Origin of the sequence: Winogradskyella echinorum (assembly GCF_014297365.1) — a bacterium.
GTDB classification, from domain to species: Bacteria; Bacteroidota; Bacteroidia; order Flavobacteriales; family Flavobacteriaceae; genus Winogradskyella; species Winogradskyella echinorum.
This window is the reverse complement of record NZ_JACOQD010000001.1, coordinates 791,676-817,406: the sequence shown is the minus strand read 5'-3', so window position 1 is coordinate 817,406 and position 25,731 is coordinate 791,676. Positions and strand designations below refer to the sequence as shown.

Below are 25,731 nucleotides of genomic sequence, written 5' to 3'. Positions count from 1 at the left end.
TTATTTAAAATGAAAAAATTAAAATATATAGTGTTATCATTACTTACCTTAAGTATGATAGGCTGCGAGAACGAACTCGTTCAAGATCTTAGAGATAGAACTAACCCATCTGGTGATGATTCTCCTCTACCAGAATTAACAACAGGGACTGCAGATTTCTCAAACTATGTAGCAGTTGGTGCTTCCTTTACTGCTGGTTTTACTGATAACGGATTGTTTATTGCTTCGCAAGAAAATTCATTTCCAAATATCATTGCTGATAAATTTGCAAATGCTGGAGGTGGAACATTTACTCAACCTTTGATGAATGATAATTTTGGAGGACTTATATTAGCTGGGAATCCAATTATTAGTCCTGTAACAGGTGAAAGATTGTTTAGTGAGAGATTAGTCTTTGGTGGTGCAGGTCCTGTTCCATTACAAGCTGTGAATCCTGCAGCAATGTCAACTACAGATTTTGCTTTAAATAATCCAACAGGTCCATTTAATAATTTAGGTGTTCCAGGCGCAAAGAGTTTTCACTTAGTTGCACCTGGTTACGGTAATATTTCAAACTTTCCAGCTGCGGCTAATCCATATGCTATAAGATTAACTGGTAGTACACCAAATGCTTCAGTATTAGAATTAGCAATGACTCAAAACCCAACATTTTTTACCTTATCTGAAATAGGTGGTAATGATGTTTTAGGTTATGCAACTACTGGAGGTGATGGCAGTAATCCTATTACACCAACTTCAACATTCGATGCTGCTTTAAATGCATTAGTAGGTGGTTTAACTTCTAATGGTGCAAAAGGAGTTATTGGAAATTTACCAAACATTACAAGTTTATCACACTTTACAACTGTGCCACATAATCCTATTCCATTAGATGCTGCAACAGCAGGTTTTTTAAATAGTGCTAGTGCTTATGGAGCATATAATGCTGGTATTGTGCAGGCATTTGCGTTTTTAGTTGCTAATACACCTATGACTCAAGAAATGGCCGATGCAGAAATAGCTAAACGTACTATAACCTTTGCTGAAGGTGAAGGCAATGCTGTTGTTATTTTTGATGAAAATCTAACAGATTTAACAGCTATAAATCCTGCTTTAGTAAGTATGCGTCAAGCTACAGCAGATGATTTATTAGTTTTACCTGCATCAAGTTTTATTGGTACACAAGCTGTACCTGGTAATCCTCAAACTGTAAATGGTGTAGCTATACCATTAGACGATAAATGGGTTTTAACACCAGAAGAGCAAGAGGAAATTGCTATTGCTACTGATGCTTACAATGCAAGTATTTCTGCTATAGCTAATGCTAACGGTTTAGCGCTAGTTGATTTAAATGCAATATTAGAGCAGGCATCAACTGCGGGAATTGCCTTTGATGGATATAATTTAAATACCGATTTAGTTTTTGGTGGTTTAGTGAGTTTAGATGGTATTCATCTTACTGCTAGAGGCTATGCTTTAATGGCAAATAGCTTTTTAGAAGCTATTGATGCTACATATGGTTCTAACTTTGCGGCTTCGGGTAACCTAGCAGGTGCCAGTGATTTTGGCACAAATTATTCACCATTACTACAATAAATAAGTCGTAGATTATACAATTAAAAGTGCGTTCTAATAGGGCGCACTTTTTTTATGTAAAAACCTAACTAAAATGACTTTTATTTTTAAATAAAACTATATCTTTGCAGCGCGAAAAATGCATCTACTCAATGAGTTTGAGAAAGTCGTTTTTCGTATTTAAACTATTGCAAAACAAAAACATATAAGTAATGTCAAAAGTTACAGGTAAAGTTGCACAAATCGTAGGCCCAGTTATCGATGTAGAATTCGCTGCTGGTGCAGAGCTTCCTAAGATTTATGATTCGTTAGAAATTAACAACCAAGATGGTTCTAAATTAGTATTAGAAGTACAATCTCACATTGGTGAAGACACTGTGCGTACTATTGCTATGGATTCTTCTGATGGTTTAAGTAGAGGAACAGAAGTTCATGCAACTGGTGCTCCTATCCAAATGCCAATTGGTGAAGATGTTTACGGACGTCTTTTTAATGTAATTGGTGATGCTATTGATGGATTAGGTGATTTGCCAAAAGCTGGTGAAGCAGGTTTACCAATTCACAGACAAGCTCCTAAATTCGAAGATTTATCAACGTCTACAGAAGTTTTGTTTACTGGTATTAAAGTTATTGATTTAATTGAGCCTTATGCAAAAGGAGGTAAAATTGGATTATTTGGTGGTGCTGGTGTAGGTAAAACAGTATTAATTCAGGAGTTGATTAACAATATTGCAAAAGGTCACGGTGGACTTTCTGTATTTGCAGGAGTTGGTGAAAGAACACGTGAAGGAAACGATTTACTTCGTGAAATGTTAGAGTCAGGTATTATTAAGTATGGTGATGACTTTATGCATTCTATGGAAGAAGGTGGATGGGATCTTCAAAAAGTAGATAAATCTGCAATGAAAGATTCTAAAGCAACTTTCGTATTCGGACAAATGAATGAGCCTCCTGGAGCTCGTGCTCGTGTAGCACTTTCAGGATTAACTATAGCAGAGTATTTCCGTGATGGAGCTGGTGATGGACAAGGAAAGGATGTATTATTCTTCGTAGATAATATCTTCCGTTTTACACAAGCTGGTTCTGAGGTATCTGCATTATTAGGTCGTATGCCTTCTGCGGTAGGTTACCAACCTACATTAGCAACGGAAATGGGTGCGATGCAAGAGCGTATTACGTCTACAAAGAAAGGTTCTATTACATCTGTACAAGCGGTTTACGTACCTGCAGATGATTTAACGGATCCTGCACCAGCAACAACGTTTGCTCACTTAGATGCTACAACTGTATTATCACGTAAAATTGCTGAGCTTGGTATTTATCCAGCGGTAGATCCATTAGATTCTACATCAAGAATTTTAACGGCTGATATTTTAGGTGATGAACATTATGATTGTGCACAACGTGTAAAAGAGTTATTACAACGTTATAAAGAATTACAAGATATTATTGCTATTCTTGGTATGGAGGAATTATCTGAAGAAGATAAAATGGCTGTAGGTAGAGCAAGACGTGTACAACGTTTCTTATCTCAACCTTTCCACGTAGCTGAACAGTTTACAGGTATACCAGGTGTATTAGTAGATATTAAAGAAACAATAAAAGGTTTTAACATGATTATGGATGGTGAATTAGATCACTTACCAGAAGCTGCATTTAACCTTAAAGGTTCTATTGAAGAAGCTATTGAAGCTGGCGAGAAGATGCTTGCTGAGGTATAACTAAAGTAAGTACTGAACTTGTTTCAGTATCTCAATCTCAGATTGAAATTAGAACAAATAATAAAATGACCCTGAGCTAATTTCAGGGTAGTTAAACAGGTTTAACTATGTATTTAGAAATTGTATCACCAGAAGCTACTTTATTTAGTTCAGAAGTTGATTCTGTAGTTGTACCAGGTGTTAACGGTGAGTTTGAGATGTTAAAAGATCATGCACCAATTGTATCTATATTAAAAAAAGGTACTATTAGAATTAACACACATACACAGAGTCATTTAGTTTTTGACGAATTACATGCAGATGTTGTTCCTCATAACGATGACAAAAAGGTATTAACTTTAAGTATTAATTCTGGTACTATTGAAATGAAAGATAATAAACTAATTATTTTAGCGGATTAATAAATCATTCAATATTTATATATAAAAACGCGAAGTATTATACTTCGCGTTTTTTTGTTAAAGCTTTTAATCATATTTGTAAGTATTTGTTGAATAGTAAATTCCTTATTTAAAAGTTACTTATAACTATTTTATTTTTCTGACTCTTAACTTTTTTCTAGAGTGACAATTGTTTTTAAAATTAGGGCTTTAGAGTTTCTAAAACCTCACAGGTCTTCTTATTTTTGTATTTTATTTTGATGGACTGAGCAACTATAAAATGAAATTATAGTTTTAAGTGCCCATAAAAAGATCAATAAAAAAGACGATTAGTTTAATCAAAAAATTCAGTATACGCTAAAATTATTATGAAATACACAACTCTACCCAATACAGATATAAAAGTTAGTAAAATTTGCCTAGGTACCATGACGTGGGGAAACCAAAATACTCAAGACGAAGGTTTCGCTCAAATGGATTTAGCTTTAGATAATGGTGTTAATTTTTTTGATGTTGCGGAATTATATCCTGTGCCAGCAAATGCCGAAACTTATGCGGATACTGAACGTATCATTGGTAATTGGTTTTCTAAAACAGGTAATAGAGACAAAGTGGTTTTAGCTACAAAAATAGCTGGACCTGGTGATTATACAGCTCATATTAGAACTACAGGTTTTAGTAAAGAAGCACTTAATGAAGCTGTTGATAATAGCTTAAAAAGATTACAAACGGATTATATTGATTTATATCAATTGCATTGGCCCGAGCGTCAAACAAATACTTTTGGTGTAAGGGATTATAAGCATAATCCAAATGACAAATGGGAAGATAATTTTAATGACATTCTTCACAATTTAGACGAAATCATTAAATCTGGAAAAATAAGACAAGTTGGGATTTCTAATGAAGGCGCATGGGGAACAATGCGTTATTTAGAAGAATCCAAGGTTGATAATTTGCCAAGAATGATAACTATTCAAAATGCTTATTCCTTATTGTGTAGACAGTTTGAAGGGGATTTAGCCGAAGTTGCTCACAGAGAAAATATAGGCTTATTAGCATATTCTCCAATGGGTAATGGAGTATTGTCTGGCAAATATATAAATGGGACAGCTGCGGATAACGCTAGGTTAAAATTGTTTCCTAGATTTGCGCGCTTTAGTAATGAACAATGCACAGAAGCAACAAAGCGTTATATGAAAATTGCTGAAGATAACAATATGACTATTGCACAAATGTCTTTAGCTTTTGTAAATGAACAACCCTTTGTAGCGAGTAATATTATTGGTGCGACAAGTATTGAACAACTAAAAGAAAATTTAGATAGTATTAATCTTACATTAACTGAAGATGTAATGAAAGCTATTAATGCTGTGCATGCTGAGATACCAAACCCTGCTACATAATTCATCTTTAATTTTGGAAGAATTAGAATTCAAATATAGGTTGATAGAATCTTCAAAGAAACTGATTGAATTTACGGAAACATTAGTCTTTAATTCAATTTCTAAAAATATTGAATATTTAATTGAGCTAAATTCTAGAATGGTAAGCAACCATTTAAATAGTAGTGAACTAGAAAAACTAAAAGAAATTAATATACTTAAAGATAAACCTCAATCTATTGAACAAGTTATAAGTGTTTTATATAATTCAGGTTTAGTGCCTCTATGGATAAATTCTGAAGTTTATCGATCGACAAATCACAAGACTATTATAAGGCTTATTTGTTCAAGGCGATTTCGTATTGAAGAGGATTTAAATAGTTTAGTCAATAAATTTCCTCCATTTCATATAGTAGTTCCTTTACCACCATGGGGAAAAGAAGGTGTGAAATTTAATGTTAATTGGAGGCATCAGTATTTAAAGCGCAAATGGTATGCTCTAATTTGGAAATTAAAAAATAGAAAGTGATATTAAATCTTAATCTGTCGATTAATCTGCTGCTGTAAAGAAATAAAAGTTTCAGTCCTCGATACACCTTTTATGCTTTGTATTTCAGAATTGAGCACGTGCATTAAATGCTCATTATCTTTGGATAATATTTTAATAAAGATACTCCAATGACCAGTAGTGTAATGACACTCTATAACCTCAGGAATTTTTTTTAATTGTTTAACAGCTTCTGGATTACTAACTGCTTTATCTAGGTAGACACCAACAAAAGCCATAGTTGTATAGCCTAAAACTTTAGGATTAATAATAAACTTAGAACCAGCTAATAGGCCAGATTTTTCAAGTTTTTTAAGACGTTGATGTATTGCTGCACCAGAAATACCAACATTACGTGCAATTTCTAGAATTGGAGTTCTGGCATCTTCCATCAATGCTCTAAGTATCTTTTTATCAATACCATCTATATAAACTCCTTTATCATTAACCTTCATGTCTATTTTAGTTTAAATTCGAAAGTTAAAAATAAGTAAATGATTTCAATTTGAAATTTTAGCTTAAATATTAAGAGGATTATATCCTAAATAAGGAACTTCTTTCTCATTAAATATAACACCATACGTTTCTAATTCTTCTAAAATAGGAGTATAAACCTCTTTAGTAATAGGAATTTGTACTCCTGGTGTCTTTATTTTTCCATTTAAAATAGCAAGAGTTGCAATAGCAACAGGCAATCCAACTGTTTTTGCCATTGCAGTGTATGTTTGATCTTCACCAAGAGCAACCATAGTAGCATCGATTTGATGTTTTCTACCATTAAGTTCGTAACCAAACTTATGATACATTACAATCATATCTTTATCGTCTTCACTTAAGGACCAACTATCCATTAATATTTTCTGAAGAATTTGTGCTGGTGTAGCTTTATCTAATTCCACCATTTTATTAGAGTTAAAAAGATCTAACTCTAAAAATTTATCCCAAACAATATCATCCTGGTCAATCTTTAGTGCATGTCTAAATTTAAGCTCCACAGAGTCTGTTGGGCTGTAAGGTAAAAAAGCATTTACAAAATCGCGATAACTCATATTTGCACTATCATCAATGGTATAACTATCATCTGTCATGCCAAGTTGTACAAATACATTCCAAGCACGACTAAAACCAACGCGTCGCATGGTGCCTCGATACAAAGTCTTTATTTGATCTAAACCATAAACATTTTGATATTTTAGAGAATCTCTATTTGCATAAGCTTCAAAACGACCATAGTTTTCAACTTCCAAAAATTCAGTACGTCTAAATAATCTGTGATATGGAATATATTTAAACTGATCTTCTTGTAAAAATTTTGCGGCACCTCCTTGGCCAGCTACAACAACATTTCTAGGGTTCCATGTGAATTTGTAATTCCATAGATTATTATCACTTTCTGGAGCAACTAAACCTCCTGTAAACGATTCAAACAAGATCATTTTACCGCCTTTATCTCTAATTTTGTCAATTACTTGCATAGCACTCATATGGTCAATCCCAGGATCTACACCAATCTCGTTCATAAAAACCAAATTATTTGCCCTTGCGTCATTATTTAAAGTCTGCATATCTTCACTTACATAAGAAGCCGTAACCATGTGTTTTTTATAAGTAATACAATCTTTTGCGACTTCTATATGAAAACGTGCCGGAAGCATAGAAACCACTATATCCGCATTTTTTACAGCTGTTATTCTAGATTCAGAATTAAATACATCTAAATGAATAATATCTGCCTTAGAATTTTCACCAACTAACTTTTTAGCGTTTTCAACATTAAGATCTCCTATGGTAATATGTAGTTTTTCAGATTGAGACTTATCTAGTAAATATTTTATGAGATATGATGCTGATTTTCCAGCACCAATGATTAGAATCTTTCGCATTATAACTAATTTTGTATAGCACGAATGTAGTAAATACATAAGCCATTAAAAACCAAAACCAAACTTTAATATGAACAAAAATTTATTAATTACTGGAACTATTTTAGGAATTTTAGGAATAATTTTAGGCGCTTTTGCTGCACATGGCTTAGAAAAATTAGTAGATGCTGATGCAATTAAAACTTTTGAAACAGGTGTACGTTACCAAATATACCATGCCTTTTTTCTTTTAATTTTAGGTGGTACATATTTTGTAGATCTTAAATTAAAAAAAATCATTTTATACCTTGTAGTAGTTGGAGTGATTTTCTTTTCAGGTTCTATATATGGGCTAGCTACGAACGAGCTCTCAGGCTTTGATTTTGAGACTATTGCAATAATTACACCTATTGGTGGTTTATCGTTAATATTGGCTTGGTTTGTTATGTTAATCGGTTTTATAAGAAATAAGGTCGATTAATGCTATTCTGCACCGTTGTTTTAAAATAAAATGATAATTTTGTATCCTAAAACAACACAAAAATTATGGTAAACCATACACAATCAACGAAAACGATTTCGTTAGACCAATACGGTATAAAAAATGCTAAGGTCAACTATCAATTATCTTCAGAGCAACTTCATGCTGAAACAATCGCAAAAGGCCAAGGTGTAGAAGCTTCATCGGGTGCCTTAGCTGTTAACACAGGTGAGTTTACAGGGCGTTCACCAATGGATAGGTTCATTGTAAAAGATGACATTACCAAGGATAAAATTTGGTGGGGAAATATTAACATTCCGTTTGAGAGTGATAAGTTTCAAAAACTATATGACAAGGTTGTCGATTATTTATCTGAAAAAGAAGTTTATGTTAGAGATAGCTATGCTTGTGCAGATGAGGATTACAAATTAAATATCCGTGTTATTAATGAATATCCATGGAGCAACATGTTTGCTTATAATATGTTTTTACGTCCTACGGAAGACGAATTAAAAAGTTTTACGCCAGAATGGACTGTGGTTAATGCACCAGGTTTTATGGCAGATGCTGAGGTAGATGGTACACGTCAGCATAACTTTGCTATTTTAGACTTTACTCGTAAAATTGCTTTAATAGGGGGAACGGGTTATACAGGCGAAATTAAAAAAGGAATCTTCTCAGCTTTAAATTTTATACTTCCAGTTTATAAAAATACCTTACCAATGCACTGTAGTGCTAATGTTGGTAAAGATGGTGATACGGCAATTTTCTTTGGATTATCTGGTACAGGAAAAACGACATTATCAACCGATCCAGATCGTAGTTTAATTGGAGATGATGAGCATGGTTGGACTAATGAAAACACGGTTTTTAATTTTGAAGGAGGTTGTTATGCTAAAGTAATTAACTTATCTCAAGAACAAGAACCAGAAATATTTGCTGCAATTAAAAAAGGAGCTATTCTAGAAAACGTAATTATGGATGATAACGGTAATGTAGATTTTGCCGATACATCTATAACACAAAATACAAGAGTAAGTTACCCAATTTACCATATAGATAATATTAGAAAACCATCTATTGGTAAAAACCCTAAGAATATATTTTTCTTAACGGCAGATGCCTTTGGTGTTTTGCCTCCGATTTCAAAATTAACGCCAAACCAGTCAGCTTATCACTTTATTTCTGGTTATACAGCAAAAGTCGCAGGTACCGAAGCTGGTGTAGTTGAACCAGTACCAAGTTTCTCTGCATGTTTTGGTGCGCCATTTATGCCATTACACCCGACTAAATATGCTGAAATGTTGAGTAAAAAAATGAAAGAAGCTGGTGTTAATGTTTGGTTGGTTAATACAGGTTGGACAGGTGGTCCTTATGGTGTAGGTACACGTATGAAACTTAAGTACACTCGTGCCATGATTAATGCTGTACTTAATGGAGATTTAGGAGCATATACCTACGAAGATTATCATATACACTCGGTATTTGGTGTTGCACAACCAAGATCATGTCCAGGTGTACCAACAGAAGTATTAAGCCCTAGAGCTACATGGAATGATGATGAAGCTTATTATAAAACAGCATTTAAATTATCAAATGCTTTTAGAGAGAATTTTAAGAAATTTCAAGATGATGCTAATGAAGATATACGTAGAGGTGGGCCTCAACGTTATGCTTTCTAAGTGAAAAGTGATATAAATAAAAAAGCGATTCTAAATTTAGAATCGCTTTTTTTATATTGTTATAATGTTGAAACTACTTCCCTTTATTTACAGCATCAATATACTTTTTTAATGCCATAGTCATAGAAGGAGTTTCTGGTGTTGGTGCAGAAATATCTACACGCAATCCCTTTTCTTTAACTGCTTTTACAGTTGTATTTCCGAATACTGCAATACGTGTATTTTTTTGTTCAAAATCTGGAAAATTGTGAAACAATGATTCTATACCAGAAGGGCTAAAAAACACTAATATATCGTAATAAACATTTGCCAAGTCAGATAAATCACTTATCACCGTTTTATAGAATGTAGCTTGTTTCCACTTAACAGCTAACTTATCTAAAGTTTCGGGTATAATAGGTTTAACTTTATCTGTAGTTGGCAATAAAAAGCTTTCGTCCTTGTATTTTTTAATTAATGGAGATAATTCTTCAAAAGTACGTTTACCAACGTAGATTTTACGTTTTCTGTAAACAACATATTTCTGAAGATAATAAGCAACAGCTTCTGATTGGCAGAAATACTTCATTGAATCTGGCACTTTAAAGCGCATTTCGTCTGCTACTCTAAAGAAATGATCCACAGAATTTCTACTAGTAAGAATAATTGCGGTAAACTTACTAAGGTCTATTTTTTGTTGTCTAATATCTTTTGAGGAGACACCTTCTACATGGATGAAGGGTCTAAAGTCTACTTTTACTTTTTGCTTTTCTTGCAAATCAAAGTACGGAGAGTTCTCTATTTTAGGCTCTGGCTGTGATACTAAAATTGTTTTCACTTTCATACGTATCCCTTTTGTTTTAAGCGTTATACTCCCTAATTACCTTATATAAAAGAACATAAGGTCCAATTTCGAGAGCGCAAAGATACAATAAAAAATAGAAAAAATTCGGATTTATTAATTTTTGATAGCTTTTAAAAGAAGTTAGAAACCCTATGAGGTTAATAAGACAAACTAATGAAAATGCTGAGATTATAATAGCTTCTATTGAAATATTAGAATATAATAGAAATAAATTAGCTAATAAAAATACAATACCAGAATAATTTTTAAACGTGGTTTTCTGAAATAAATAATCGTCAATTAAGCTGTCTATCTCAAAAAGACTGCCAATGAGGCGTTCTAGAAGTGTTTTTATAATGATGATTGTAGAAACAGCGAAAAGTAATTTTAAGAAAGAAATTAGCTCAAAAGGAATAGGAGAAATAAAAGTAGAATACGCAAAATGCGCAAAAATACTAAAGGACAATGCTAGGTTTATAAATAGAAAACTATCAAACTGATCTATAAATTTTTGGTCCTTGGTATAAATTTTTAAATACTTAGAATTACCAATAACAGACAAAAAATCATTAAACCGAAGTGTGTTTAAAAATTTTGCAGCAACAATTGCAAACAATCCTATGATTGTAAAAATTGTAAACCACTCGTAAGTAATGAAATTTCGCATAGGGCTAAATTAAAAATAAAAATAGGCTTAACATAATATGTGTCATTCATATCTATCAAAAAAGTTAATTACGTTATATAATCCATTAAAAACTTTACTTTTGTTTCAAATTAAAGAAGCGCATTAAAGCGAAATTAAAAGTGAGTGAATGTCTGATGCCATTGTTATAATACCTACCTACAATGAGATTGAAAATATAGAATCAATCATTAGAGCTGTGTTTTCGCAACAAAAAGATTTTCATGTTTTGGTGGTAGATGATAATTCTCCAGATAAAACAGGAGAAAAAGTTAAAGCATTACAAGTAGAATTTAAAGACCAATTATTTTTATTAGAGCGTAAAGAAAAAAACGGTTTAGGTGTTGCCTATATTTCTGGATTTAAATGGTGTTTAGAAAAAACATATCAATATATTTTTGAAATGGATGCCGATTTTTCGCATAATCCAGATGACTTAATAAGATTATACAATGCTTGTGCTATTGATGGAGCTGACATATCTGTTGGTTCGCGATATGTAAAAGGAATAACAGTAGTTAATTGGCCAATGATGCGTATTCTATTATCTTATGGAGCATCAAGATATGTAAGGTTGATAACCCGAATGAAAGTTAAAGATTCTACCGCTGGTTTTGTGTGTTACAAGAGAGCTGTTTTAGAAGCCATTAATTTAGAAAAAATAAAATTTGTGGGTTATGCATTTCAGATTGAAATGAAATTTAAAGCCCATAAAAAAGGATTTAACATTGTAGAAATACCTGTTATATTTAAAGATAGAACCAAAGGGAAATCAAAAATGAGTGGAAGTATAATTTCGGAAGCAATTTTTGGTGTTATTAGTTTAAAATTGAAAAGTTTATTCGCTAAGTAGAAAGAAAGATGAAGCAAAATACCCTCATAAAAAATGCAAAGATTGTCAACGAAGGCAAAATTGTTGAAGGAGACATTCTTATTGAAAATGATATCATAAAAAAAATAGACATTTCAATTAGTGTTAAGTCTAATGATTTCAGAGTTATTGATGCAGAAGGTAATTATGTGTTACCCGGAATGATCGATGACCAAGTTCATTTTAGAGAACCAGGTTTAACGCACAAAGCCAATATAGAAACAGAATCTAAAGCAGCATTGGCTGGCGGTATTACTTCTTTCATAGAAATGCCAAATACCAATCCGCAAACTACAACAGTAGAAAAATTAGAAGAAAAGTTTGCTATAGCTGCAAAGACTTCTCATGCTAACTATTCGTTTATGTTTGGAGGTACCAATAACAATTTAGACGAAATTTTAAAGGTGAATCCTAAAACTGTGGCAGGGCTAAAATTGTTTTTAGGTTCTTCTACGGGTAACATGTTAGTGGATGACCCAAAAGTTATAGAAAAAATATTTTCTAGTACCGATATGGTAATTTCAGTTCATTGCGAAGATGAAGCTACCATTAAAAAGAATCTAGCAAAATATAAAGCTGAGTATGGTGATGATATTCCTATGGAAAAACACCCAATTATTCGTAGCGAAGAAGCGTGTTATTTATCATCATCAAAAGCTATTGAATTAGCTAAGAAAACAGGTGCAAGATTGCATGTGTTTCATCTTTCTACAGGAAAAGAAACGAAACTATTTTCAAATAAAATTCCATTAAAAGATAAAAAAATAACAGCTGAGGTATGTATTCATCATTTATGGTTTTCTGATGAGGATTATGCTAAAAAAGGTAGTCATATAAAATGGAATCCTGCGGTTAAAACAGCTAAGGATAGAGAGCAACTCTGGAAAGCACTTTTAGACGATAGAATAGATGTTATTGCAACAGATCACGCTCCACATACTATTGAAGAGAAAAGCAATCCATATACAAGTGCACCTTCAGGAGGTCCTTTGGTACAACACGCTTTAGTTGCTTTGTTAGAAGCGCATCATCAAGGGAAAATTCCTATTGAGAAGATTGTAGAAAAAGCATGTCATAATCCAGCAATATTATTCGATATTGAAAAGCGTGGCTATTTAAGAGAAGGCTATTATGCAGATTTGGTTATAGTAAATTTAAATAGTCCTTGGACGGTTAATAAAAGTAATATTTTATACAAATGTGGTTGGTCTCCTTTTGAAGGTAATACCTTTAAAAGTAGAATCACTCATACCTTTGTTAATGGAGAATTGGCATATTACAATTTTGAAGTTTTAAACGTTAAAGCTGGTAAACGATTAACTTTTAACAGATAATATGTTTAAGAATATAATTGTCATATTAATTTTATGTTTTTTAATTATTGCTTGCGATGATTCAAAAAGTATAAAAAAGCCAGATAACCTTATCGCTAAGGAAACGATGTCTGATATTTTGTATGATTTATATATTATTAATGCTGCTAAAGGAGTAAATAGAAAAATATTAGAAGCAGAAGGTTTTATGCCAGAAACCTATGTGCTTAACAAATACAATATTGATAGTACACAGTTTTCAGATAGTAATACTTATTATACTTTTGATAATGAAGTTTATAAAAGTATTATTGATAAAGTAAGAGCTAGATTAGAAAAGGAAAAGAAAACTTTTGAAGATATCAGGGAGAAAGAAGCACAATCCGTTAAAAAAAGACAAGATTCTTTGAGTGCTAAGCAACGAATTCGAAGAGATTCTATAAATAAATCAAAACTAAAAGACTCTATTGTTTCAAGTCTTTCAAAAACAGTTCAGTGATTTCTTTAATAGATGTATCTATGGTTTTAAATTGAAATCCTAAAGCGTTTTTCAACTTAGAATTATCATATTTTGTAATTCTTGAAACAGATTTTGCAGTTTGTTTAGACAATTGTCTGCGTTTGCCTAAAAGTTTATGTTGCAACCAATCTAATCTCCAAACGATGGCTAATAACCATGGTTTAGCTTCTTTCTTTGGTGGTTGTACACTTAAAGCATTTGCTGTTTTAGTCTGAAACGCTTTAAAACTCAAGTTTTCAGATACTAAAATAAAGCCTTCATTAGTTATATCACTGATCATAAGCTGATGCATAGAATTTACAACATCCCAAACATCAACATATCCAGTAATTCCTTTTACATAGTAACGCATGCCTTTATAAATCTTTTTAAATAAATTTCCGCTACTGCCACCATTCCAATAACCTGCACCTAAAATTATACCTGGATTTATTATTACAGCATTTAAACCCTCTTGGGTACCTCTCCACACTTCAAGTTCAGCTCCGTATTTTGTTATGGCATATACATTATTATCATCCTCAGGATTCCAAGCCGTTTGCTCATCAACTAATTTTTTAGGATCACTATTATGCCCAATAGCAGCAACAGAACTTACGTAGCATAATTTCTGTACATTATTACTTATACAGAGATTTACAATATTTGCAGTTCCTTCAATATTAATCTTTCTTAAGACTTTATATTTATCGGGTTCAAAAGATACAAAGGCAGCACAATGATAAACATGTGTTATGTCTTTAAAGGCATTTTGTAATTTAGGAATATTATTAATATCTGCTTCAACCCATTCAATTTTATTAAATAAGTTTTCAGCATTTTCCGAAAAATAAGAGAATATATGTTTAACACGCCTCAATGTTTTTTCTCTTCTATAAATAGCGCGTACATGCGCATTGCTACTAATTAATTTAAAAAGTAAATGAGAGCCTACTAAACCTGTTCCACCTGTAACTAATATCATCCGTAATTTTGTCTTAAACCATAAATTGGTTGTTGAGCATATCCGAAGTAAATTTACGCTTTTTTAAAATTGCTTTTTGGCTTTTGTCTTTTAAAGCGGAAACATATCTTTGCGTCAATAAATTTTGAAATAAGTAATAATGGCAAACAAATTTGTAGAAGATTTAAGATGGAGAGGAATGGTGCATGATATAATGCCTGGCACTGAGGAGCAATTAGACAAAGAAATGACAACAGCATACATTGGTTTTGACCCAACATCAGATTCGCTGCATATTGGTAGTTTAGTGCCTATAATTTTATTAGTGCATTTAGAAAAAGCTGGTCATAAACCCATTGCTTTAGTTGGTGGTGCAACAGGAATGATTGGTGATCCATCTGGAAAAAGTGACGAACGAAATTTGTTAGATGAGACAACTTTGGCTCATAATGTTGCCGGTATAAGAAATATTTTGTCTCGTTTTTTAGATTTTAATTCTAACGAAAAAAATGCTCCAGTTTTAGTAAACAATTATGACTGGATGAAGAATTTTAGTTTCATAGATTTTGCGCGCGATGTTGGTAAACGCATCACCGTAAATTATATGATGGCTAAAGATTCTGTAAAAAAACGTTTAAGTGGAGAAGAAGGTAGTGTAGGTATGTCTTTTACTGAATTTACTTATCAATTGATTCAAGGTTACGATTTTCATCATTTGTACAAAACTATGGGTTGCAAATTACAAATGGGTGGAAGCGATCAGTGGGGAAATATTACCACAGGAACGGAGTTGGTAAGACGTATGCACGATGGTGAAGACCAAGCAAAAGCATATGCAATGACTTGTCCTTTAATTACCAAGGCAGACGGTTCTAAATTTGGTAAAAGTGAAGGAGGAAATGTTTGGTTAGATGCTAATAAAACTTCGGTGTACAAATTTTATCAATTTTGGTTAAATACAACTGATGAAGATGCTGAAAAATATATTAAGATCTTTACATTTTTAGATAAAGAATCTATTGAAAATTTAATTGAAGAGCATAAAGAAAATCCTGGTTTTAGAGCTTTACAAAAGCGTTTAGCTGAAGAAGTTACAACGTTTGTGCATAGTAAGGAAGATTATGAAAATGCAATTAAAGCATCTAAAATTTTATTTAGTAAAGATTTTAAAAACGAGATAAGAGAGTTAGATGAGAATTTGTTTTTAGATGTGTTTGAAGGTGTAAAACAAGCCGAAATCAGCAGAGCAGAATTTGATGAAGGTATTGATATGATTGGTGCTTTGGCTGCCAAAACTAATTTTTTAGGCTCCAATGGTGAAGCCCGTAGAGCATTAAAAGAAAATGCAATTGCAGTTAATAAAGAAAAGGTTAAAGAAGATTACGTATTAACTACAGAAGACTTAATTAACGATAAGTATATTGTAATCAGTAGAGGAAAGAAAACTAACTTTATTTTAAAAGTGGTTTAAATAAAATATAAGTGTTTATATAGACCTGTCTAGTTATTACTATCAGGTCTTTTTTTTGCAAAAAAAGTGCCCAAAATCTCTTTTGGGCACAATCTAACCAATCAATCAACTATTGAAAAAATCTTTCTTTTTCAAAGTACTTATTAAGTCGTAATGAAATTAATTTCCTTACAATGCCATTAAATTACAACCTCTAATATCAGAGTTGTCAAATCTTCCTATAATCTCAAACGTACCATTTTCAGAAACTTTACCTAAGTCTTGTGTGGCAATAAATGAGCAAGAGTTAATATTAGCAAGGTCAATAACATTAATACCTCCAGTTTTATTAGCTTGTTGCATATTTAGTGCATCTTCAGTGTCTCTTGTTAAAACCTTCATCCAAGGAGGACACTTAAAAATACCATTACCGTTAGAATACGCCTGACTTAAAAGTTCTGTCATGCCATATTCACTATGTATTTTATTAACACCAAAACCAGATTTGAGGATATGATGTAATTCTTGGCGTATAATTTCTTTTCGTCTGCCTTTCATACCACCAGTTTCCATTACTATGGTATGGTTTAAATTAAACTGAAATTGTTCAACCATATCTAATAAAGCAAATGAGACACCAATTAATAAAGTTTTTTGTTTTCTGTTTTCAAGATGATTTAGTGTATTAGCTAATTCTTTAAGATTTTTGAGGTAAAATCCACTTTCAGGTTGTTTAGATTTTACAATTAAATCATTAGCCATATATATTAAAGAAGAACCTTCACGTTCTAAATAAGAAGGAAGTAAAGCTAAAACCACGTATTCTTCAATATTGCCATAAAAATGCTTAAAACCTTCTAAATAGCTTTCTTCATAAATCTTTATATCAGTTACTAGATGTTTACTGGTTATACTGCCTGTTGTACCAGAACTGGTAAAGGTTTTTTCAACTTTAGTATTGGAAGATAAAATCTCATGAGACTTAAAAAATTGTATAGGAAGAAATGGAATATCTTGTATGTTTTTTACATCTGCAGGATGTCTGTAAAGTAAATCGCAAAACGAACGATAAACTCCATTATTTTCAAATTGAAACTTAAAGACTCTTAAAGCCAAGTCCTCAAATGCAGCATCGGATTTTATATTAAAAATTGCTTTAGGTGCTTTCATAGTATTAGCTCAACTTAAAATTCTGGTTAGCATATTATAATTTCATTTGGCTGCTGAGCGTAGTTGAATTACAAAAGTATGTAAAATAAAAAAGCGTTGCTTGATATTTTCAAGCAACGCTTAGTATATAATTAAGAATTCTACCTATTTAATCACTAGTTTTTTAGTGATAGAAGCATTATTCTGAGTAATCTTTACAATGTAAATTCCACTGTTTAAATCAGATACATTTAAAGTGTTATTGCTAAGTACTTCATTTTTTACTTGCTTACCTAAAATGTCAAATACTTGCACATTCATTACTTCATTATTCGATGATATAATGTTTACAAATCCTGAATTTGTTGGATTTGGGTAAAGAGAAAACTTATTATTGTCAAATTGGTTAGTTGATAACGTAACATCGCTAAAATTTTGAGAAATCACTAAATTATCAACACGAATAGTTTCGTTTTCATCAGAATCTGATTGTCTAAGTGCAAAGGCATCTACAGAAGTACCAGGATCAGCTCTATCTTCTCCTAAGATTGAAGTGTCACCTTGAACGGTAGCATCAATCCAGAGTTGAGCTATATTAGTGTCTTGGTTGTAACCAACTATTGCTCTATAAGTAGTATCATAAGTAAGGTCTGTTGCCCACGTTGCATCTGCAGTGCTCTCGTCTGAAGCAATTCCGACAGTGAAATCGCCAGCTCCAGAAGGAGGTACAATATCAAAACGTGCACTGAAACCACTTGTGCCTTGCATAAAATGAGCAAAGTATTCGTAATCTGTTCCTGCATTACTATATGGTGCTCCCAAGTCATCAACAGAAAAATCAAAAGCATAATATACTACACCAGAAACTGGTGTAAATTGAATATTAGCATCTTCGCTTGGAGCTCCATGTTGTACAACTGCTTGTCCAGAAGCAATTAATAAATCTCCAGCATTTCCACTGTGATTGCTCCATCCGCCATTAGGTACAAGACTTCCATCAGCATAAGTGAAATCATCTGTTAATGGTAAAGTATTTGTAGGCTCACAAACAGGACTTACAACAGTACTGCTTAAATCACAAAGCGCACCGTCCACAACTGAAATAATCACATCTGTACCTTCAGCAATGCCTGTAACCGTGATTGTTCCTGCTGCATCAGTTGATGGATCACCAGCTGTTAAATCAACAACACCAGAATCTGATGCTACAGTGTAGGTTGAGGTACCACCACCTGTAAAGTCAACCGTTGCAGTATAAGTATCTGTTCCAGTTGTAAAGGCATCACAAGTTGCAGAAGTAGCTGTTAAACTTAACTCACAAACAGCTGTATCATTAGATGCTCTAAAGGTTGGTGCTTTTGTTTCGTAAGCTGTACCTGCAGCGTTTAATTGCAAAGATTCAGTTGCATTAGCTCCATTAGCACTTTCGTCCCATTGAACAGTTTCACCAAATCCAGAAAGTAATTCAATATCATCCGAATCATTAGTGCTATATACAATAACATCAATAAGATTTGTAGTTGTTACACCAGTACCATCAGGAAAATTAGCAGCTGAGTCTTGGTAAATAGCAATTGCATCTGGTCCGTTTTGTACGTATCCAGATCCTCCTGGAGGTAATTCTATATCGCTACCCGAAACTAGAGATGTATTTGCTAAAATAAAGAAGCCATTGGCATCTGTTGTTTTTCCTGTTAAATCCCAAGTTCCATAACTTAAATCGTTGCTTCCATTAAAAAACACAACAATATAACCATCTAAAGAAGTATTAGGTGCAGCTTTTAACTCAACGAATTCTTCTGTGTCAGATCCAGGTGTATCTACATCAATTTCATTAATTACAACTTGCCCAAAGGAAGAGGCAACTGTAAACATTAAAGTGAATAATAAAAAGTAAAGTTTTTTCATAATTGAATTTTAAAAAATTAGACTATAAATATACTAACTAATAGTTAATATTTATAATGATAATTATGAAGAGTACTCTTTTTTACAATAAGTTAACATAACTTTTTTTAATAAGTTTTAATAGCTATGATTTAGATTTTAATGTTAGGTAATTGTTATCAATTTAATATTATCACTAAGTTGAAGAAGATATATTTTATATTTACGAAACTTTAAAAAAACATATTAAAGTGAAAAAAAAGGATATTAAAATATTGTTGGTAGATGATGAGCCAGATATTTTAGAAATTGTAGGTTATAACTTGTCTTCTGAAGGTTATCAAGTTATTACAGGTGAAAATGGTGTAGAAGCTGTTGAAAAAGCAAAGAAACACAAGCCGCATTTAATTATACTAGATGTTATGATGCCAGAAATGGATGGTATTGAAGCATGTGAACGTATAAGAGAGCACTCTGATTTAAGCGGTACCATTATTACATTTTTAACAGCTAGAGGAGAAGATTATTCTCAAGTTGCTGGTTTTGATGCGGGTGCAGATGACTACATAGCAAAACCAATTAAGCCTAAAGTTTTAGTTAGTAAAGTAAAAGCATTGTTGAGACGTCTTAAAGATGATAATAGTTCTACAGATGCTATAGTTAAAATAGGTGATTTAATTATTTACAAAGAAGAATATAAAATTACTAATAAGGGTAAAGAAATTACTTTACCTCGAAAAGAGTTTGAATTATTATCTTTGCTAGCAACTAAGCCAGGTAAGGTTTTTAAGCGTGAAGAAATTTTAGACAAAGTTTGGGGAAATGAAGTTGTAGTTGGAGGAAGAACTATAGATGTGCATATTAGAAAACTTCGCGAAAAGATAGGAGATAAGTCTTTTAAAACCGTAAAAGGTGTTGGTTACAAGTTTGTAGACTAATGCAAAAAAAGAACCTAAAGAAAACATATAAATTCGCATTGCGTACATCATTATATGTAACAATGTTTACAACACTCCTCGTGAGTGTTTTTTTATATTACTACCATACATTTAATTGGCAACTTATTTTGTTCCCTTTACTTTGTTTTCCATTATGCTTTGCTATTGTACAATATAGGGTAGAACGTTTTATTTATAGACGTGTTAAGAAAATATACGACGACCTTACCCTTTTAGAATCTACAAGCCTAAGACAGCAACCCATTACTACTGATATGGGTACACTTACGCGCGAGATCGATAAATATGCTAAAAACAAGAAAATTGAAATTGAAACTCTAAAAATTAGGGAAGAGTATCGAAAAGAATTTATTGGTAATGTTTCGCACGAATTAAAAACTCCACTATTTACTGTACAAGGCTACATCTTAACGCTTTTAGATGGTGCAATGGATGACGAAAAACTGAGAAAAAAGTATCTCAATAGAGCCAATAAAGGTGTAGAACGATTAATATATATTATTAGAGATTTAGACATGATTACTAAACTAGAGGTTGGTGATTTAAGTTTAAATAAAGAAGAATTTGATATTGTTGAATTAGTTAAAGGTGTATTTGATCTTTTTGAAATGAAGGCAGCTAAAAAGCATATCACCTTAACTTTCGATATCGATTATTTAGAACCAATAATGGTATATGCAGATAAAGAACGCATACAACAAGTTCTAACAAATCTTATTGTAAACTCTATTAAATATGGTAGAGAAAAAGGAACTACAGAAGTTAGTATAGAAAACCTTATAAAAAATAAAACGATTATTAGAGTAACTGATAACGGTGAAGGTATTGATAAATCAAATCTTCAGCGCTTATTTGAGCGTTTTTATCGTGTTGATAAAAGTGGATCTCGCAAAGAGGGAGGCTCTGGTTTAGGTCTTTCTATTGTAAAACATATTATTGAAGCTCACGAAGAAAAAATATATGTAGAAAGTGAGCTGGGTGTAGGTAGTGAGTTTTCTTTTACGTTAGAAAAGACCAAATAACTTTTTATAGTTTATTTCGTATGCCTGATGCTCAAAGCCACTATAGTTTTTAATTTCTGAAAGCTTTTTGATATCAAATTCATCTTGATTGCAAAATGGCGCAATTCCTTCAACTTCTAGTTTTTTTGCTAAGTATTCTTGTTCAAACTGACCTGGTGTAGGTATAAAAAAGGCTCTTTTTTTTAACTTTGCTAAATCCATTATAGTCGTATAACCAGACCTACTTAAAATAGTTTCACTTTCATTAATAACCAATTCAAGTTCTTTGCTCGTCATAAAATTATAAATAACCATTTTATCAATAACCTCTCTTTGTTGTTCAGCTTCAATTTTACCTTTAATAAATAATACACTTCCTTTAAAGTATTTTAAGTCGTTTAAAAGTTTTTGTTCTAAGAATGTGCGTTGTGGCTCAGGACCAGAAAGTAAAACAAGAAGTTGGTATTTAGTTTTTACATCATGTTTTTTAAATCGAGATAGTGGCCCTAAATATTTTACGGATGACACAAAGTTTTCAACATGGCCTAAATCTCCACTCAAATTAAAAGTACCATTATGATCTGGTACCCAACATTCATTAAATTTAGATATTATTTTTTGATGTAGTTTACTACTCAACCAAGTTGTGTTTCCGCTTAAAACGCGTAATTGATGCGTTACAAATACCGAAGGTATAGCTCTGTTTCTTACTCCAAAACGATTATCAGAGATAATACCAGATAGACCTTCTGTTTTTATCAAGGTTTCAACTAGTTTCTTTTCTTTTTTAATAGTTTTTAAAAGATGTGGTGAATCTTTAATAAGTTTTAATTTAAAGTTATTTGCTTTTTTGGAATAAGTAATATTATATGAAGGGAGCGCTATAGCTTTAAGCTTTGGAAATTCTTTTTTTAATAATTCTAAAGCTTCACCATCGCTCGCAATTACAGGCTCAAAATGATGCTGTATTAATGCATTTATAATAGGAATACAGCGCGTAGCATGGCCTAAGCCCCAATTTAAGGGAGCTACTAAAACCTTTTTTTTGCTTTTAATTTTATCCAGTACCTTTAAATTTTAGATAAGGTTGTATTAAACAAAGATAAACCTAAAATGTTTCCTTAATTTTACCGAATTATTAATAAAAAAATCAAATAGACTTAAACGGTGGGAAGTAAAAATAAACTTAAACGCTTTAAAGAGAACGAGACCTTTGCTAATGTGTTTCAGCCAACAAGAGACGAGTTGGTTAAAGAAAACTATCAGTTAAAAGGTAAATGGAAAAAAGAAGTGTTTAAAAATAATAATCCATTAGTTTTAGAGTTGGGATGTGGTAAAGGCGAATATACCGTTGGACTTGCTAAGCGATATCCCGAAAAGAACTTTATTGGTATTGATATTAAAGGCGCTCGATTTTGGAGAGGAGCAAAAACAGCAATTGAAGAAAATATACCGAATGCAGCATTTATAAGAACTCAAATAGAACTTATTGAGCATGTTTTTGAAGAAAACGAGGTTGATGAGATTTGGATAACTTTTCCAGATCCACAAATAAAATATCAGCGTACAAAGCATCGTATGACTAATCTACAATTTTTAGAGCGTTATAAAAAAGTAATAAAACCAGGTGGTCTTATGCACTTAAAAACTGATAGCGAATTTATGCATGGCTACACGCTAGGTTTGCTTCATGGTTTAAATTATGAGGTATTGTATGCTAATCATAATGTCTATAAATTAGAGGGTAGCCCTGAAGAAGTTACTGAAATACAAACCTTCTATGAAAATCAGTATTTAGAGAAAGACAAAGCAATTACGTATATTAGATTCAAAATCAACTAAAGTTTGAGTATCACCATTATTTTCTTCCTAGGACTTATTGTTGCACTTGTTGGTGTAATTCCGCCAGGATTACTTAACATGACAGCCGCAAGAATAAGCCTAAAAGAAGGAGCTGCACGTGGTATAATGTTCTCAACAGGTGTGTCTATAATTGTATTTGTTCAAACTTATATTGCGGCAATTTTTGCAAGATATTTGTCTAATAGACCAGATGTAGTTGAAATTCTTCAGCGAGTTGCCTTTGTTATTTTTGTACTAATTACTATTTATTTTTTAATGTTAGCTTCAAAACAAAAAGAAGCTAAAGCAAAGACCGAAATTAAAAGCAAACATGGACGTTTTTTGCACGGTATGCTTTTATCTGCACTAAATATATTTCCCATTCCATATCAAGCCTATATGACGATTACTTTAGCTTCATTTAAGCTAATGGATTTTGAACGCACAAGTATTATTACTTACGTTACTGGTGCATCAATGGGAACTTTCGTTGCATTATATTTTTATATTTTCTTTTTTGATAAGATAAAAGATAAAAAAATTACTTCGCAGAAGAGCATGAACTATAGTATAGGCATTATTACTGGCCTTGTAGCACTAATTACATTTATAAATATACTAATGGAATTGTAATGTGAAGCATTTTGAATTTTCATTTTTAATAAATGTTACTCTTTTATGTTCCATTTAATAAAAGAATAAATAGACAAGAACAAATGAAACCAGAAACGCTAGGCTTTTTTGAAAAGGTATATGAAGTAGCACGTTTGGTTCCTTATGGTAAAGTGACAAGCTATGGAGCCATTGCAAAATATTTAGGTGCAGCGAAGAGTGCGCGTATTGTTGGTTATGCAATGAATGGCTCTCACGGAAAAGATGTGCCAGCTCATAGAGTAGTAAATAGAAAAGGCCTCCTAACAGGTAAACATCATTTTGAAGGCACAAATCTAATGCAGCAACTTTTAGAAAGCGAAGGAATTGAGGTAGTCGATAATCAAATTCAAAATTTTGAAACGGTTTATTGGGATCCTGCTAAAGAACTATGAATTACCATTCTTAAGGCAGTTAAAATCTATTTCAGTATAGTTTTCTTTTTTTAAAACCCAACTCCGTATCCTTATATAAAAACTAAATCCATCCATTATACAATTCAATTCTAACCCTTCAAAATTCAAACTTTTAGCAGTATCTTTGCATTTAGAATAAATCTTAATAAGAACATAATAGAATGTCAGGTTGAGCGCAGTCAAAACCTATTTTTAGACGTTCTTTATATAAGTAAAACATATGAAGCTGAATAAGCAAGATATATTAAAAGCATTAAAAACCATTACAGCACCTGGTGAAGGAGAAAACATGGTAGATAGTGGAGCAGTAACTAATGTTGTTACTTTTGCCGATGAGGTGATTGTAGATATTACAATAAAAAATCCAAGCCTTCAGGCAAAAAAGAAAACAGAGGTTGAAATTTTACAAACCATACATAAAGAGGTTTATGAAAAGGCAAAAATAAAAGTAAATATAAAGGTAGATGCACCTGCAAAACCAACTACAAATGAAATTAAAGGGAATCCAATTCCTGGTATTCAAAATATCGTTGCTGTAGCTTCTGGTAAAGGTGGTGTAGGTAAATCTACAGTTACAGCTAACTTAGCAGTGACCTTAGCTAAAATGGGTTTTAAAGTAGGTGTGTTAGATGCAGATATTTACGGTCCATCTATTCCAATTATGTTCGATGTTGCCAATGAGAGACCACTGTCAGTAAATATAGCTGGTAAATCTAAAATGAAACCTGTAGAAAATTACGGTGTTAAAGTATTATCTATTGGGTTTTTCACAAAACCAGATCAAGCAGTTATTTGGCGTGGACCAATGGCATCAAAAGCTTTAAATCAAATGATATTTGATGCAGCTTGGGGAGAGTTAGATTTTTTATTGCTCGATTTACCTCCAGGAACTGGTGATATTCATTTAAGTATAATGCAAGCACTTCCTATTACTGGATCAGTTGTAGTAAGTACACCGCAGAATGTAGCTTTAGCTGATGCAAAAAAAGGTGTTGCAATGTTTCAGCAAGAAAGTATCAATGTACCAGTTTTAGGCATTATAGAAAATATGGCATATTTTACACCAGAGGAATTGCCAGAAAATAAATATTATATATTTGGTAAAGAAGGAGCAAAAAATTTAGCTGAAGACTTAAGTGTTCCATTTTTAGGGGAAATTCCGATAGTACAAAGTATAAGAGAAGCAGGCGATGTTGGGAGACCAGCAGCTTTACAAACGGCAACTCCAACTGAAGAGGCATTTGAAACAATAACACGAAATGTGGTTCAGGAAGTAGTGAATAGAAATGAAGATTTACCTGCTACGGAGGCAATAAAAATTACAACAATGGCAGGTTGCTCTGCTGTAAATAAAAAGTAAATGAGCGCAGAAGAACTTAAAATAAACGTAGAAAAAGCATTAGACGAAATTCGTCCGTTTTTACAAAGCGATGGTGGTGATATTAATCTGTTGTCTATAGATGAAGGAAAGTTTGTAAAAGTGCAACTTGTTGGAGCATGTACATCTTGCAGTGTTAACCAGATGACTTTAAAATCGGGTGTTGAAATGACGATAAAAAAATATGCACCTCAAATTGAAAGTGTTATTAATGTTGAATAATTAATGTGA

At 32.3% G+C, this 25,731-nt stretch carries 26 protein-coding genes; 18 read left to right on the top strand and 8 right to left on the bottom strand.

All coding sequences use genetic code 11. From position 1 onward, the window contains the following. Nucleotides 1–9: 9 nt before the first annotated feature. From H8K90_RS03575 to H8K90_RS03555, 5 genes are all read left to right on the top strand, one after another. Nucleotides 10–1,575 carry an SGNH/GDSL hydrolase family protein gene (locus H8K90_RS03575; protein ID WP_186844560.1) on the top strand — a complete coding sequence of 522 codons (1,566 nt, stop codon included), beginning with the start codon at nt 10–12 and terminating at the stop codon, nt 1,573–1,575. Between the two features lie 191 nt (nt 1,576–1,766). Beyond that, nucleotides 1,767–3,275, top strand: coding sequence for a F0F1 ATP synthase subunit beta (gene atpD, locus H8K90_RS03570; protein ID WP_186844559.1), 1,509 nt, complete (start codon nt 1,767–1,769; stop codon nt 3,273–3,275). Nucleotides 3,276–3,382: 107 nt separating this feature from the next. Next, nucleotides 3,383–3,676: a F0F1 ATP synthase subunit epsilon gene (locus H8K90_RS03565; protein WP_186844558.1), complete on the top strand. Its 294-nt coding sequence runs from the start codon at nt 3,383–3,385 to the stop codon at nt 3,674–3,676. A 347-nt stretch (nt 3,677–4,023) separates the two neighbouring features. Continuing rightward, nucleotides 4,024–5,061 (top strand): aldo/keto reductase, encoded by a 1,038-nt coding sequence (locus H8K90_RS03560; RefSeq protein WP_186844557.1) that lies wholly within the window; start codon nt 4,024–4,026, stop codon nt 5,059–5,061. Nucleotides 5,062–5,074: 13 nt separating this feature from the next. Continuing rightward, entirely contained in the window at nt 5,075–5,569 is a 495-nt protein-coding gene (locus tag H8K90_RS03555) for a hypothetical protein (protein WP_186844556.1), read from the top strand. 2 nt (nt 5,570–5,571) lie between these two features. Here the strand turns inward: H8K90_RS03555 and H8K90_RS03550 are convergent, their stop codons facing one another. Together H8K90_RS03550 and H8K90_RS03545 are read right to left on the bottom strand one after the other, a co-directional pair. Then, on the bottom strand, nt 5,572–6,042 hold the full coding sequence (locus H8K90_RS03550) for an Lrp/AsnC ligand binding domain-containing protein (protein ID WP_186844555.1): 471 nt from the start codon (nt 6,040–6,042) through the stop codon (nt 5,572–5,574). 63 nt (nt 6,043–6,105) lie between these two features. Beyond that, nucleotides 6,106–7,470 carry a saccharopine dehydrogenase family protein gene (locus H8K90_RS03545; RefSeq protein ID WP_186844554.1) on the bottom strand — a complete coding sequence of 455 codons (1,365 nt, stop codon included), beginning with the start codon at nt 7,468–7,470 and terminating at the stop codon, nt 6,106–6,108. Between the two features lie 70 nt (nt 7,471–7,540). On the opposite strand from H8K90_RS03545, the gene H8K90_RS03540 reads away from it, so the two are divergent. Then, on the top strand, nt 7,541–7,930 hold the full coding sequence (locus H8K90_RS03540; RefSeq protein WP_186844553.1) for a DUF423 domain-containing protein: 390 nt from the start codon (nt 7,541–7,543) through the stop codon (nt 7,928–7,930). 65 nt (nt 7,931–7,995) lie between these two features. Then, the gene (pckA, locus tag H8K90_RS03535; RefSeq protein WP_186844552.1) at nt 7,996–9,612 is read left to right on the top strand and encodes a phosphoenolpyruvate carboxykinase (ATP); all 1,617 of its coding nucleotides are present in this window, start codon (nt 7,996–7,998) and stop codon (nt 9,610–9,612) included. A gap of 73 nt (nt 9,613–9,685) precedes the next feature. Here the strand turns inward: pckA and H8K90_RS03530 are convergent, their stop codons facing one another. Beyond that, nucleotides 9,686–10,435, bottom strand: coding sequence for a uroporphyrinogen-III synthase (locus H8K90_RS03530; protein ID WP_186844551.1), 750 nt, complete (start codon nt 10,433–10,435; stop codon nt 9,686–9,688). A 16-nt stretch (nt 10,436–10,451) separates the two neighbouring features. Then, nucleotides 10,452–11,102, bottom strand: a complete 651-nt coding sequence (locus tag H8K90_RS03525) for a DUF4271 domain-containing protein (RefSeq protein WP_186844550.1) — start codon at nt 11,100–11,102, stop codon at nt 10,452–10,454. Between the two features lie 148 nt (nt 11,103–11,250). Between H8K90_RS03525 and H8K90_RS03520 the strand changes: the two genes are divergently transcribed. Genes H8K90_RS03520 through H8K90_RS03510 form a run of 3 tightly spaced genes read left to right on the top strand, consistent with a single transcriptional unit; the run spans nt 11,251 to nt 13,803 of the window. After that, nucleotides 11,251–11,973, top strand: coding sequence for a polyprenol monophosphomannose synthase (locus H8K90_RS03520; protein ID WP_186844549.1), 723 nt, complete (start codon nt 11,251–11,253; stop codon nt 11,971–11,973). Nucleotides 11,974–11,981: 8 nt separating this feature from the next. Next, nucleotides 11,982–13,325, top strand: a complete 1,344-nt coding sequence (locus H8K90_RS03515) for a dihydroorotase (protein ID WP_186844548.1) — start codon at nt 11,982–11,984, stop codon at nt 13,323–13,325. A gap of 1 nt (nt 13,326) precedes the next feature. Further along, nucleotides 13,327–13,803, top strand: a complete 477-nt coding sequence (locus H8K90_RS03510) for a DUF4296 domain-containing protein (RefSeq protein ID WP_186844547.1) — start codon at nt 13,327–13,329, stop codon at nt 13,801–13,803. Here the strand turns inward: H8K90_RS03510 and H8K90_RS03505 are convergent. Beyond that, the gene (locus tag H8K90_RS03505; RefSeq protein WP_186844546.1) at nt 13,769–14,788 is read right to left on the bottom strand and encodes an NAD-dependent epimerase/dehydratase family protein; all 1,020 of its coding nucleotides are present in this window, start codon (nt 14,786–14,788) and stop codon (nt 13,769–13,771) included. The two genes, H8K90_RS03510 and H8K90_RS03505, sit on opposite strands and share 35 nt — an antisense overlap. Before the next feature lie 139 nt (nt 14,789–14,927). Between H8K90_RS03505 and tyrS the strand changes: the two genes are divergently transcribed. Then, a complete protein-coding gene (tyrS, locus tag H8K90_RS03500) occupies nt 14,928–16,238 on the top strand; it encodes a tyrosine--tRNA ligase (protein WP_186844545.1) in 1,311 nt (436 codons plus the stop codon). Nucleotides 16,239–16,406: 168 nt separating this feature from the next. Here the strand turns inward: tyrS and H8K90_RS03495 are convergent, their stop codons facing one another. After that, nucleotides 16,407–17,387 (bottom strand): LuxE/PaaK family acyltransferase, encoded by a 981-nt coding sequence (locus H8K90_RS03495; protein ID WP_186844544.1) that lies wholly within the window; start codon nt 17,385–17,387, stop codon nt 16,407–16,409. Between the two features lie 144 nt (nt 17,388–17,531). Continuing rightward, nucleotides 17,532–19,274, bottom strand: coding sequence for a T9SS type A sorting domain-containing protein (locus H8K90_RS03490; RefSeq protein ID WP_186844543.1), 1,743 nt, complete (start codon nt 19,272–19,274; stop codon nt 17,532–17,534). Between the two features lie 230 nt (nt 19,275–19,504). Here H8K90_RS03490 and H8K90_RS03485 point away from each other — a divergent pair, with 230 nt between their 5' ends. Both H8K90_RS03485 and H8K90_RS03480 read left to right on the top strand, forming a co-directional pair. Next, on the top strand, nt 19,505–20,191 hold the full coding sequence (locus H8K90_RS03485) for a response regulator transcription factor (protein WP_186844542.1): 687 nt from the start codon (nt 19,505–19,507) through the stop codon (nt 20,189–20,191). Beyond that, the gene (locus H8K90_RS03480) at nt 20,191–21,234 is read left to right on the top strand and encodes a sensor histidine kinase (protein WP_186844541.1); all 1,044 of its coding nucleotides are present in this window, start codon (nt 20,191–20,193) and stop codon (nt 21,232–21,234) included. Before H8K90_RS03485 ends, H8K90_RS03480 begins: the two co-directional genes overlap by 1 nt. Here the strand turns inward: H8K90_RS03480 and H8K90_RS03475 are convergent. After that, on the bottom strand, nt 21,217–21,975 hold the full coding sequence (locus H8K90_RS03475; RefSeq protein ID WP_246457503.1) for a glycosyltransferase: 759 nt from the start codon (nt 21,973–21,975) through the stop codon (nt 21,217–21,219). The genes H8K90_RS03480 and H8K90_RS03475 overlap by 18 nt on opposite strands. Before the next feature lie 405 nt (nt 21,976–22,380). Here H8K90_RS03475 and trmB point away from each other — a divergent pair, with 405 nt between their 5' ends. The 5 genes from trmB to H8K90_RS03450 all read left to right on the top strand — a co-directional run bounded on the left by trmB (nt 22,381) and on the right by H8K90_RS03450 (nt 25,722). Beyond that, nucleotides 22,381–23,055 (top strand): tRNA (guanosine(46)-N7)-methyltransferase TrmB, encoded by a 675-nt coding sequence (gene trmB, locus H8K90_RS03470; protein ID WP_186844540.1) that lies wholly within the window; start codon nt 22,381–22,383, stop codon nt 23,053–23,055. A 3-nt stretch (nt 23,056–23,058) separates the two neighbouring features. After that, nucleotides 23,059–23,688, top strand: coding sequence for a LysE family transporter (locus tag H8K90_RS03465; RefSeq protein ID WP_186844539.1), 630 nt, complete (start codon nt 23,059–23,061; stop codon nt 23,686–23,688). Between the two features lie 83 nt (nt 23,689–23,771). Next, entirely contained in the window at nt 23,772–24,101 is a 330-nt protein-coding gene (locus tag H8K90_RS03460; RefSeq protein ID WP_186844538.1) for an MGMT family protein, read from the top strand. Between the two features lie 241 nt (nt 24,102–24,342). Then, nucleotides 24,343–25,482: an Mrp/NBP35 family ATP-binding protein gene (locus H8K90_RS03455; protein WP_186844537.1), complete on the top strand. Its 1,140-nt coding sequence runs from the start codon at nt 24,343–24,345 to the stop codon at nt 25,480–25,482. Next, nucleotides 25,483–25,722: a NifU family protein gene (locus H8K90_RS03450; protein WP_186844536.1), complete on the top strand. Its 240-nt coding sequence runs from the start codon at nt 25,483–25,485 to the stop codon at nt 25,720–25,722. The last annotated feature ends 9 nt before the right edge of the window (nt 25,723–25,731 follow it).

What these genes read in the sequence shown, in the direction of transcription:
- H8K90_RS03575 (WP_186844560.1), top strand. Translation starts at nt 10, where the DNA reads ATGAAAAAATTAAAATATATAGTGTTATCATTACTTACCTTAAGTATG.
- atpD (WP_186844559.1), top strand. Translation starts at nt 1,767, where the DNA reads ATGTCAAAAGTTACAGGTAAAGTTGCACAAATCGTAGGCCCAGTTATC.
- H8K90_RS03565 (WP_186844558.1), top strand. Translation starts at nt 3,383, where the DNA reads ATGTATTTAGAAATTGTATCACCAGAAGCTACTTTATTTAGTTCAGAA.
- H8K90_RS03560 (WP_186844557.1), top strand. Translation starts at nt 4,024, where the DNA reads ATGAAATACACAACTCTACCCAATACAGATATAAAAGTTAGTAAAATT.
- H8K90_RS03550 (WP_186844555.1), bottom strand. Translation starts at nt 6,042, where the DNA reads ATGAAGGTTAATGATAAAGGAGTTTATATAGATGGTATTGATAAAAAG.
- H8K90_RS03545 (WP_186844554.1), bottom strand. Translation starts at nt 7,470, where the DNA reads ATGCGAAAGATTCTAATCATTGGTGCTGGAAAATCAGCATCATATCTC.
- H8K90_RS03540 (WP_186844553.1), top strand. Translation starts at nt 7,541, where the DNA reads ATGAACAAAAATTTATTAATTACTGGAACTATTTTAGGAATTTTAGGA.
- pckA (WP_186844552.1), top strand. Translation starts at nt 7,996, where the DNA reads ATGGTAAACCATACACAATCAACGAAAACGATTTCGTTAGACCAATAC.
- H8K90_RS03530 (WP_186844551.1), bottom strand. Translation starts at nt 10,435, where the DNA reads ATGAAAGTGAAAACAATTTTAGTATCACAGCCAGAGCCTAAAATAGAG.
- H8K90_RS03525 (WP_186844550.1), bottom strand. Translation starts at nt 11,102, where the DNA reads ATGCGAAATTTCATTACTTACGAGTGGTTTACAATTTTTACAATCATA.
- H8K90_RS03520 (WP_186844549.1), top strand. Translation starts at nt 11,251, where the DNA reads ATGTCTGATGCCATTGTTATAATACCTACCTACAATGAGATTGAAAAT.
- H8K90_RS03515 (WP_186844548.1), top strand. Translation starts at nt 11,982, where the DNA reads ATGAAGCAAAATACCCTCATAAAAAATGCAAAGATTGTCAACGAAGGC.
- H8K90_RS03510 (WP_186844547.1), top strand. Translation starts at nt 13,327, where the DNA reads ATGTTTAAGAATATAATTGTCATATTAATTTTATGTTTTTTAATTATT.
- H8K90_RS03505 (WP_186844546.1), bottom strand. Translation starts at nt 14,788, where the DNA reads ATGATATTAGTTACAGGTGGAACAGGTTTAGTAGGCTCTCATTTACTT.
- tyrS (WP_186844545.1), top strand. Translation starts at nt 14,928, where the DNA reads ATGGCAAACAAATTTGTAGAAGATTTAAGATGGAGAGGAATGGTGCAT.
- H8K90_RS03495 (WP_186844544.1), bottom strand. Translation starts at nt 17,387, where the DNA reads ATGAAAGCACCTAAAGCAATTTTTAATATAAAATCCGATGCTGCATTT.
- H8K90_RS03490 (WP_186844543.1), bottom strand. Translation starts at nt 19,274, where the DNA reads ATGAAAAAACTTTACTTTTTATTATTCACTTTAATGTTTACAGTTGCC.
- H8K90_RS03480 (WP_186844541.1), top strand. Translation starts at nt 20,191, where the DNA reads ATGCAAAAAAAGAACCTAAAGAAAACATATAAATTCGCATTGCGTACA.
- H8K90_RS03460 (WP_186844538.1), top strand. Translation starts at nt 23,772, where the DNA reads ATGAAACCAGAAACGCTAGGCTTTTTTGAAAAGGTATATGAAGTAGCA.
- H8K90_RS03455 (WP_186844537.1), top strand. Translation starts at nt 24,343, where the DNA reads ATGAAGCTGAATAAGCAAGATATATTAAAAGCATTAAAAACCATTACA.
- H8K90_RS03450 (WP_186844536.1), top strand. Translation starts at nt 25,483, where the DNA reads ATGAGCGCAGAAGAACTTAAAATAAACGTAGAAAAAGCATTAGACGAA.